Origin of the sequence: Anaerolinea thermophila UNI-1 (assembly GCF_000199675.1) — a bacterium.
Lineage (GTDB): Bacteria > Chloroflexota > Anaerolineae > Anaerolineales > Anaerolineaceae > Anaerolinea > Anaerolinea thermophila.
Window position 1 is genome coordinate 1,606,974 of record NC_014960.1, and the last position, 9,558, is coordinate 1,616,531.

The following is a 9,558-nucleotide window of genomic DNA, read 5'->3' on the forward strand; positions in this document are numbered from 1 at the left end:
ATGTTCTTTGCCGTTGTCTCTCTACTCGCTTTAGAAAACAACCCGGCTTTTTCCGAGGTTTGGACTCGGCTTAAGAAGATTTTTAGCAGATATGGACTTGAGTTGGTGGAAAGGCCGCATATTTCCTGGCATGTCAGTCCGGTTTATGATATGGAAAAGTTAGAAAAGAATTTACAAGGGCTGACTCAAGGGCGCAGGCAAATACGTGCCAGTATTTCAGGCTTAGGGGTCTTTACGGGAAAGAAGCCTGTTTTTTATTTGCCTGTAGTGCGTAGTCCTCAAGTGCATGAGATACATCGCACCATATGGGCAGAAATTTCTCCCTGTGCCTTAAATCAGGAATTGTATTACTCTCCAGAGGAGTGGATCCCTCATATCACACTTAACAGAAAGGCTTTTTCCTGCAACGTTGGAGAGGTTTTTCAGGAACTTTGCTCGCTTGACCTGAGATGTGAAGTTTGGCTGGATAACTTCGCTGTCATATATCGGGATGATGCTCACGATGGGGTTGGCACTATTTTTCCCTTTAGCAAGGAGAAGTCTGTATGAAAGTGGTCGCTTTGGCTGGTGGGGTAGGCGGAGCAAAAATGGCGGATGGATTAGCCAGAGTGCTCCCCGCAGAGGATCTCACCATTATTGTTAACACAGGTGATGATTTTAACCATTTTGGTTTGCGTATTTGTCCCGATCTGGACACGGTCTGTTACACCCTGGCAGGATTGGCAAATTCTTTGACAGGTTGGGGACGCTCAGAGGAAACCTGGAATGCTCTGGATTCGATTCGTCGTCTTGGAGGACCAGACTGGTTTCAACTGGGTGACAAGGACTTGGGTACCCATCTTGAACGCACCCGGCGTTTATCTCAGGGCGAACCGTTGAGTAAGATTGTACGGGACTTCTCTCATTCCTGGGGAATCGCACCACTGGTTTTACCCATGAGCGATCAACCGGTTGAGACATGGGTTGAAACTCAGGAAATGGGCTGGTTGCCGTTTCAGGAATATTTCGTTGCTCAACAGTGCCAGCCCAGGGTCAAGAAGTTTGCATTCAAGGGTGTAGAGCAATCCTTGCCCGCCCCTGGAGTTCTGGATGCGTTAGAGCAAGCCGATTGTTTGGTGATCTGTCCATCCAATCCCTGGGTAAGCATTGCTCCGATTCTGAATGTTCCGGGGATCAAAGAGTCTTGTGAAGGAATTTGTGTTCGTGTAGCCGTTTCGCCCATCGTAGGAGGAAAAGCCATCAAGGGCCCTGCTGCGAAAATGTATGAGGAATTGGGTATTGCCCCCTCTGTTCTTGCGGTTGCCGAAAGTTATAGAGGGTTAATAGATGGATTGGTGATTGATGCGGTGGATAACTCTTGTCGGGATGAATTGGAAGCCATGGGCATTCATGTGCTTGTCACCAAAACGGTGATGCAAGATTACATTGATCGGATGAATTTAGCCAAAGAGACACTTGAATTTTGTCAAAAACTGATGCTTTATAAAGGGAGACAATGAATCTCTGGGCGATTGTTCCGGTAAAGCCTTTACATCAGGGTAAATCGCGGTTGGCGGGAATGCTTTCTGTAGAGGAACGTGAAGCCCTTAATTTTTCATTGCTTTGGCATTCATTAGAAGTTCTCTCTTCGGTTGAGTTAATCTCCCGCGTTTTAGTGGTGAGCAAAGACCCAAAGGTCCTGGCAACGGCTCGGGAATATCATGCGGTTACCCTGCACTCAGAAGATGATAGGTTGAACCTTAATCTTGACTTGCAGAAAGCCGATTTCATGGCTAAATGGCAAGGGGCGCAGGAAATTCTGGTTCTTCCTGCGGATTTGCCTTTAATTACAGCCTGGGATGTGTATCAATTGATTCAAAAGGCTCAAAAACCTAAAGCGATGGTAATTGCTCCAGACCGCAATCGAGATGGCACGAATGGCTTGCTCTTCAACCCAGCAGAAGGTTCGAGATATTCATTTGGTCCGGGATCATTCGAGCGACATTTGGCTTTCGCAAAAAAGAACGGGTATAGAGTAGAGGTATATGAGAGTGAAACCTTTGCTCTGGATTTAGATACGCCGGAAGATCTGTCTCTTTTGTATGAAAAGGACCCAAATTTTTTCCAAAAATTTGCTAAACCGATCAGGAGGAATGTATGAAACAGCGGGTGGCTTTGTATTTGCAAGATGCGCACGATTTGCGTGCTGGCTTGGATTACGTTCGATATGCAGAGGTGCGCGGTTTTGAGGCTGTCTGGCAGGCGGAAAGCCGGCTTGTTCGAGATGCCATTGTCCCCATGGCGGCATATGCAGCAGTAACCGAGCGAATCAAGGTGGGGTCCGGAGTGATCAATAACTGGACGCGGAATATTGGCTTGTTGGCAGCCACTTTCCTCACGTTGGACGATCTTGCTCCCAATCGAATTATCTGTGGAATCGGCGCGTGGTGGGATCCCTTGGCAAAGAACGTGGGAATTGAACGGAAAAAACCTCTGGTTGCCATGCGGGAAACTGTTACCGTTTTACGGCGCTTGTTGAACATGGAACGGGTTACTTTCCATGGCGAGTTTGTGCATGTAGATGGGATCGAACTGGACGTTGTCCATGGACGACGGGAACCCAGAAACGTGCCGATTATGATTGGGGCTACGGGGGATCAGATGATGGAACTTACTGGAGAGATTGCTGATGGGGTAGTTTTGAATTATTGTGTGCCGCCTGAATATAACTTAAAAGCCCTTGAATTGCTTGAAAAAGGCGCCCGAAAAGCCGGCAGAACACTGGATGATCTGGATCGTCCGCAGTTGGTGGTGTGTTCGGTGGATTATGACCATGACAAAGCCATTGACACGACACGAGAATTACTGACCCAATATCTTGCTCAACAACCCCATATTGCTAAGGCGTCTGGGGTTTCTATGGATGTGGTGTCGGAGATTCAATCGATCTTAGGCTGGCCTGCTACCCATGAGCAAATTCAACGGGCTAAGCACCTCGTACCTGAAGATTTAATTCACCGTATTACCGCTTCGGGTACTCCGGATGAGGCTCGTGCCAAAGTGGAAGAATATCGCCGCAATGGATGCACCTGCCCAATTTTGTATCCGGTTGGTGGGGACGTTCGATTGTTGATTGATACTTTTGCCCAGGAATAAAATGAGGTGAGTATGATCATTGAGTACCATCGTCCTGAGACCCTGGAGGATGCCCTTGCCTTGTTGTCTCGCACTTTTCCGCGCACGCTTCCTCTGGCAGGTGGATCCTACCTCAGCAGACATGCCAATGAGGATATTGCCGTTGTGGATTTGCAAAAGTTAGGAATGGATTTTGTTGAAGTTACCGATAGAGGGCTTTCAATCGGTGCAACCACCCGCTTACAATCTCTGGTAGATCACCCTGATCTTCCTCAATGGCTTAGACAATCTGCCCATCGTGAGACCTCTGCCAACCTGAGACGAATGCAGTCCCTTGCAGGAACGCTGGTTACCAGTAGCGGAAGGTCCGTTCTGGGTACCTCTCTTCTCGCGGCAGATGCACGATTACAATGGTTGCCCGGAGAAGAAGAAAAAAGCCTGGGAGATTATTTTGCCCTTCGAGAGCATTGGAATCAGGGTATTCTGATTCGTTCAATTTTCGTGCACACGAAGGTCAAAGTGGCTGTAGATTGGGTGGCGCGCACACCCCGCGATTTGCCCATTCTGGTGGTGGCAGTTGCCAGGTGGCAATCCAGGAGAACTCGGATTGCCGTTGGAGGTTTTGGAAAGACGCCTTTGCTTGTTTTGGACGGTCCAGAACCAGGCGGGGCTGAGGTAGCACTTCGATCTGTATTAAAACAAAGTGACGATGAATGGGCTTCCAGTGAGTATCGCATGGATGTGGGGGAGAAATTGCTGAGGAGGCTTCTGAAGTTGCTGGAGACAATGGAGGATTAAGCCATGCAAATCACCTTAACCATTAATCAGCAAGAGAAGACATTTGAGATTCATCCTTCTGATACGCTCTTAAAAGTTTTGCGCCGTGAAGGATATTTTAGTGTGAAATTTGGCGGATGTTCTGAAGGGGAATGTGGCTCGTGTACTGTGCTCCTGGACGGGATTCCGGTTAATTCATGTTGTATGCTTGCAGCACAGGCGGATGGCCATGTTGTGGAGACGGTGGAGGGATTAGGCGAGCACCCAGAGCATGGTTGGAAAACTTCCAGAGGACTTCATCCCATTCAACAGGCAATGGTTGAATCGGGTGCGATTCAATGTGGCTACTGTACTCCCGCAATGGTGCTTGCGGCAAAATCTTTACTGGAAAAAAATCCTAACCCTTCAGAAACAGAGGTCAGAGACGCCCTTTCAGGAATTCTTTGTCGTTGTACAGGATATGTGAAGCCTGTAGAAGCCGTCCTCCAAGCAGCGCGGTATATGCGTGGGGAACAGCCTTTATCTGAAGAAAATGGCGATATTATCCCTGTTGACTGGAAAACAACCAACCCGTCGCCGGAAAACCCCATGTCTTCGGAAATACCGGCGGTAAAAACTCAAACCCGTATCACTCCCAAAATATGGACACATCCGGATGTCGTAAACACATCTGTGGTAGGCAAACCAGAAAAGAAAGTGGATGCCATCAAACTGGTTCAGGGCAAGCCGGCGTTTACAGATGATATCGAAATGCGAGGCATGCTGGTTGCTAAGGTTCTTCACAGCCCGGTGGCACATGCAAGAATCAAGCACATCGATGTCTCGAAGGCTCGAGCCCTGCCTGGGGTTGCGGCCGTGTTGACCTGGCAAGATATTCCTCGCGTGGTTTATTCTACAGCCGGACAGTCTGACCCTATTCCCGGTCCCCTGGATACCTTTTCGCTTGACAATAAAGTTCGCTTTGTAGGGGATCGTGTGGCGTTTGTTGCTGCAGAAACCGAAGAAATTGCTGAAAAGGCTCTGCAACTTATTGAAGTCGAGTATGAAGAACTGCCTGCCATTCTTGACCCTGCCCTTTCCATGCAACCTGGCGCGGTGCAAATTCACGATGAACCTGAATACGTGAATTTTGCTGATTCTGATCCTGCCAGAAACCTTGCTGCAAAAATTCGTATTGATATTGGGAATGTGGAAAAAGGCTTTGCCGAAGCCGATATGATTTTTGAAGGTGATTATGAAGTCCCCAAAGTTCAGCAAGCACATATTGAACCCCATGTAGTGGTAACGTATTGGGATGAGGATGATCGTCTGGTCATTCGCACCAGCACCCAGGTTCCTTTCCATGTGAGGCGGATTCTGTCTCCGGTATTGGGGTTACCTGTTAAGCGTATTCGGGTGATCAAGCCCAGAATCGGAGGCGGTTTTGGCGGGAAACAGGAAGTTCTGATCGAAGATGTAGCGGCGCATTTGACGATTGCTACCGGCAGACCTGTTCGTTATGAATATACCCGCGAGGAAGAATTTATTGCGGCTCGTTCTCGTCATCCCATGAGAATCCACATGAAAACTGGGGTGAAGCGCGATGGAACAATTACGGCAAATGAGATGTACTGTTTGAGTGACACCGGCGCATATGGATGCCATGCCTTAACCGTCACTGGAAACACAGGGCACAAAGCCATGGCATTATATGTGGGCGATGGAGTGTATCGCCAATCGCCCAATATTCGCTTCTACGCGGATGTAGTTTATACAAATACGCCGCCGGCTGGAGCCTATCGGGGATATGGTGTTCCACAGGGGTACTGGGCGGTAGAACGCCATATGGAGAAGATTGCCCACGCCCTTCAACTGGATCCCATTGAGTTCCGTTTGAAAAATACTCTCCGTGCTGGAGAGTTACATCCCTTCAGCACAGCATGGAGCGAAGGGCGGGAACCCCGTCCTGAGGTCATTCACACTGTTGGTTTGGAAGAATGTGTGCGTCAAGGCAAGTCGGTGATTGGGTGGGATGAGAAGTTTGGCAATCCAGACTGGCATGCTATTCCAGGGCATCCGGAACTTCGGCGCGGTATTGGAGTCGCGCTGGTCATGCAGGGAACAGCCATTCCTTATCTGGATATGGGCGGTGCCAGTATTAAGATGAATGATGACGGTTCCTTCAATTTGCTGGTTGGAGCAACCGATTTGGGCACAGGCTCAGACACGGTTCTCGCACAAATGGCAGCGGAAGTTTTAGGTACTTCGGTGGAGAATATCATTGTGTATTCTTCCGATACCGACTTTACTCCCTTTGATAAAGGTGCTTATGCGTCCAGTACCACATACATTTCAGGAACTGCTGTGGTGAAGGCGGCTGAACAGGTGGCGGAACGCATTCGCATCCGTGCCGCAGAGATGCTTAAACAGGATGAGGATATTCCCCCGGAGAAGATTCGACTTGCAGATGGAAAAGCCATTGCCCCAGATGGCAGGTACGTCACACACCAGGAAGTTGCCTATCATACTTTACACCACCAAAATCAGGAACAAATTATGGGAGTGGCGTCATATTTCTCACCTGTTTCGCCTCCGCCGTTTGCGGCACAGTTTGCCGAGGTTACGGTCAACGTTGAAACGGGATCAGTTACTGTTGACCGATTGGTGATGGCGGTAGATTCAGGGGTCATCGTCAATCCTGTGACGGCATCTGGGCAGATAGAAGGCGGAATGGCACAGGCTTTAGGTTATGCTGTCAGCGAGGAAATGGTCTATGATAAGAAAGGCAGAGCCCGGGAGCGTGATTTAAGGGATTATCATATTTTCCGGGCTGATGAAATGCCGGTGATGGATACCATTTTTGTGCAAACTTATGAACCTTCGCATCCATTTGGCGCGAAGGCTGTAGCTGAGATTCCCATGGATGGAGTTGCGCCAGCCGTGGGCAATGCCGTGCTGGATGCTGTTGGTGTGGATATTGATGCAAACCCGATTACTCCCGAAAAGGTTTGGCGCGCCTTAAGGAATAAAAGAATTAATGGTTAACGAGTAACAGGAGGCGGTATGAGCGTTTTTCAAGCCTTAGCCGAATTAGAGAGTCAGGGAAAAGGGGCGGTGCTTTGCACAGTCATTCGGAGTGCAGGATCAACACCGCGCCACGAAGGTAGCAAGATGATTGTGTATCCCGATGGACACATTCTGGGAACTGTAGGTGGTGGCGAACTGGAAAGCCGTGTGATTAAAGAAGCCCTGGATGTGTATCAACAGGGAAAGCCCAGGTTGTTGAGTTATTCAATGGTGAATCCTAAGGAAGGCGATCCAGGTGTTTGTGGAGGAACTGTGCAAATATATGTAGAACCGATACTTCCCAAACCAGTTTTACTGGTAATTGGGGGAGGACACGTTGGGAAGGCTGTGGCTCATTTAGGAAAATTTCTTGGTTTTCGCGTAGCCATATCGGATGACCGCCCTGAGTTTTGCAATCCAGAAGCCATTCCCGATGGTGACGAGTTCTATCCTGTTCCTATGAGAGATCTACCACAGGCGATGACGATCACCCCACAAACATACATTGTGATGACGACCCGCGGGAGTGTCGTTGATGTTCCAGGGTTGCCTGCGTTGCTTGACTCTCCGGCTGCTTACATCGGCATCATAGGCTCAAAACGGCGCTGGCTGACTACGAAGAAAGCCTTGCTGGAAAGCGGTATTGCAGAGGAAAAAATTGCCCGTGTTCATTCTCCGATTGGTTTAGAATTAAACGCAGAGACCCCCGAAGAAATTGCAGTAAGCATTTTGGCTGAAATTATCATGCTTCGGAATGGCGGTACTGGTGAAAGGATGAGAATTTAATCTATGTGGAAGCGATATTGCCTTGTAACCCGTATTGAGGAAGCCCTTGAGTGGCTGGCAAAGGAGAAAGAGAAAGCGCGAGTGATTGCTGGCGCTACCGATCTCATCCTTGAAATGGAAAGAGGTGGGCGGAAAGATGTTGAAACCTTAATTGATATTTCACGGGTTTCAGCATTGGACACCATTTCCCTGGATGAGGACGGATGGATTCACCTTGGGCCTCTGGTCACTCATAATCAATGTGCAACCTCTCACCTTTTGTACGATCGGGCATACCCACTGGCGCGTGCGTGCTGGGAGGTGGGGTCTCCGCAAATCCGAAATCGGGGTACCGTCGCCGGGAATTTGATCACCGCTTCTCCCGCTAATGATACTATTACCCCACTCATGGCATTAGGGGCAGTGCTCACGCTCCGTTCTCAACGGGGAGAGCGACGGGTTCCACTCAAAGAGTTTTATACAGGCGTTCGCCGTACGGTTTTGGCGCCGGATGAAATGCTTGTGGATATCGCCTTTCCTGCTATGCGTTCTTCGCAAAAGGGAACTTTTGTGAAATATGCTTTACGGAAAGCACAAGCCATCTCGGTAGTCAATCTTGCAGTCCTTTTAGATTTTGATGAACAAAACATCATACAATCTGCACAGATTACCCTGGGGTCAGTGGCGCCAACGATTATCCATGCCCGTTCGGCCGAGGAATACCTGACCGGTAAGGTGCTAATGCCGGAGGTTATCCTGGAAGCGGCTGAAAGGTGCATGGGAGATGCCAAACCGATTTCCGATATTCGGGGCTCGGCGCAATTCCGCAAGAAGATTACCGGAGTTATTGCAAAACGCGCCTTGCAAGCCATCGCTGGTGGCAATGAAAGAGAAGGGATGCCTCGCGTACCGATTACTCTCTCAATCAGAAAAATGAATTCTTCCTTGAGCGAAAGTATAGTTTTTGAGGAGCACTCTGCTCCACCTATCATATGTAAGGTTAATGGGGAAGAGAGAGTGTTTCATTCCGGGCATCACAAGACCTTGTTGAGGTTGTTGCGGGAAGATGGGCTTCTGATCGGTACTAAAGAAGGCTGTGCCGAAGGTGAGTGTGGCGCGTGTACAATTATTCTGGATGGTATGGCGGTGATGAGCTGTATGGTCCCGGCGCCCCGCGCTCATGGTGCAGAAATTGTGACCGTGGAAGGGCTTGCTCAGGGCGAAACACTGCACCCTGTTCAGAAAGCCTTTGTAGAAGCAGGGGCAGTGCAATGTGGTTACTGCACTCCCGGATTTTTAGTTTCGGCAGCAATGTTGCTCAAAGAGAAGTCCAAACCTACCCGTGGTGAGATTGTGCAGGCATTTTCTGGAAATTTGTGCCGTTGTACAGGGTATTATAAGATTGTGGAGGCGGTTGAGAAAGCCGTAGAAAAAGGAGGTTAAGATGCCCAAATACGGATCTTACCAATCGGAGCGGGATCGGGAAGAACGTGAGCAAAGAAGACAAATTCATCCCATCTGGCGAGGAGTAGGATTTGCCTTTCTGGTGCTGATCCCGCTTCTTTCCTATGCTGCAGCCGAGGTCTTCATCAGTTGGAATACCAAGTCCAATCAGTTTCCCTGGCCCTATGATTTAATGGCACGCCCGGGGAACTTTCTTTACAATGGAGATCCCTGGCTCTACTATAAAGCAATACTCACACTGGCGTTTATGCTGGTGCTCTATGCACTTTTTACCTTTGTTACTTTTCTTTTGAACAGTGCATTCGCGCCTCCACGATATGGTCCCTATGATGTTCCCCCTATCAAAGGACGTGTGCGAAAGCGTGCACGGTAGAGATTAAATATATCTTCTCA

The 9,558-nt window shown here is 48.9% G+C and carries 9 protein-coding genes; all 9 read left to right on the forward strand.

Features of this window, described 5'->3' with window-relative positions; translation table 11 throughout:
* From ANT_RS07215 to ANT_RS07260, 9 genes are read left to right on the forward strand one after another with little or no spacing between them, the layout of a single operon-like run.
* Positions 1-549 (forward strand): 2'-5' RNA ligase family protein, encoded by a 549-nt coding sequence (locus ANT_RS07215; RefSeq protein ID WP_013559852.1) that lies wholly within the window; start codon positions 1-3, stop codon positions 547-549.
* Entirely contained in the window at positions 546-1,499 is a 954-nt protein-coding gene (gene cofD, locus ANT_RS07220) for a 2-phospho-L-lactate transferase (RefSeq protein WP_013559853.1), read from the forward strand. Before ANT_RS07215 ends, cofD begins: the two co-directional genes overlap by 4 nt.
* Positions 1,496-2,140: a 2-phospho-L-lactate guanylyltransferase gene (gene cofC / locus ANT_RS07225; protein WP_013559854.1), complete on the forward strand. Its 645-nt coding sequence runs from the start codon at positions 1,496-1,498 to the stop codon at positions 2,138-2,140. Before cofD ends, cofC begins: the two co-directional genes overlap by 4 nt.
* Complete coding sequence (locus tag ANT_RS07230) at positions 2,137-3,135, forward strand: LLM class flavin-dependent oxidoreductase (protein ID WP_013559855.1); 999 nt, start codon at positions 2,137-2,139, stop codon at positions 3,133-3,135. Before cofC ends, ANT_RS07230 begins: the two co-directional genes overlap by 4 nt.
* Before the next feature lie 12 nt (positions 3,136-3,147).
* The gene (locus tag ANT_RS07235) at positions 3,148-3,912 is read left to right on the forward strand and encodes an FAD binding domain-containing protein (protein WP_041454811.1); all 765 of its coding nucleotides are present in this window, start codon (positions 3,148-3,150) and stop codon (positions 3,910-3,912) included.
* Between the two features lie 3 nt (positions 3,913-3,915).
* On the forward strand, positions 3,916-6,915 hold the full coding sequence (locus ANT_RS07240; protein WP_013559857.1) for a molybdopterin-dependent oxidoreductase: 3,000 nt from the start codon (positions 3,916-3,918) through the stop codon (positions 6,913-6,915).
* An 18-nt stretch (positions 6,916-6,933) separates the two neighbouring features.
* Positions 6,934-7,722 (forward strand): XdhC family protein, encoded by a 789-nt coding sequence (locus ANT_RS07245; protein WP_013559858.1) that lies wholly within the window; start codon positions 6,934-6,936, stop codon positions 7,720-7,722.
* 3 nt (positions 7,723-7,725) lie between these two features.
* Complete coding sequence (locus ANT_RS16800) at positions 7,726-9,144, forward strand: FAD binding domain-containing protein (RefSeq protein ID WP_013559859.1); 1,419 nt, start codon at positions 7,726-7,728, stop codon at positions 9,142-9,144.
* Position 9,145: 1 nt separating this feature from the next.
* Positions 9,146-9,538 carry a hypothetical protein gene (locus ANT_RS07260; RefSeq protein WP_013559860.1) on the forward strand — a complete coding sequence of 131 codons (393 nt, stop codon included), beginning with the start codon at positions 9,146-9,148 and terminating at the stop codon, positions 9,536-9,538.
* Positions 9,539-9,558 lie beyond the last annotated feature (20 nt).

Excerpts from the sequence above, each read along its gene's own strand:
- ANT_RS07215 (WP_013559852.1), top strand. The coding sequence starts at position 1 with ATGTTCTTTGCCGTTGTCTCTCTACTCGCTTTAGAAAACAACCCGGCT.
- cofC (WP_013559854.1), top strand. The coding sequence starts at position 1,496 with ATGAATCTCTGGGCGATTGTTCCGGTAAAGCCTTTACATCAGGGTAAA.
- ANT_RS07240 (WP_013559857.1), top strand. The coding sequence starts at position 3,916 with ATGCAAATCACCTTAACCATTAATCAGCAAGAGAAGACATTTGAGATT.
- cofD (WP_013559853.1), top strand. The coding sequence starts at position 546 with ATGAAAGTGGTCGCTTTGGCTGGTGGGGTAGGCGGAGCAAAAATGGCG.
- ANT_RS07230 (WP_013559855.1), top strand. The coding sequence starts at position 2,137 with ATGAAACAGCGGGTGGCTTTGTATTTGCAAGATGCGCACGATTTGCGT.
- ANT_RS07260 (WP_013559860.1), top strand. The coding sequence starts at position 9,146 with ATGCCCAAATACGGATCTTACCAATCGGAGCGGGATCGGGAAGAACGT.
- ANT_RS16800 (WP_013559859.1), top strand. The coding sequence starts at position 7,726 with ATGTGGAAGCGATATTGCCTTGTAACCCGTATTGAGGAAGCCCTTGAG.
- ANT_RS07235 (WP_041454811.1), top strand. The coding sequence starts at position 3,148 with ATGATCATTGAGTACCATCGTCCTGAGACCCTGGAGGATGCCCTTGCC.
- ANT_RS07245 (WP_013559858.1), top strand. The coding sequence starts at position 6,934 with ATGAGCGTTTTTCAAGCCTTAGCCGAATTAGAGAGTCAGGGAAAAGGG.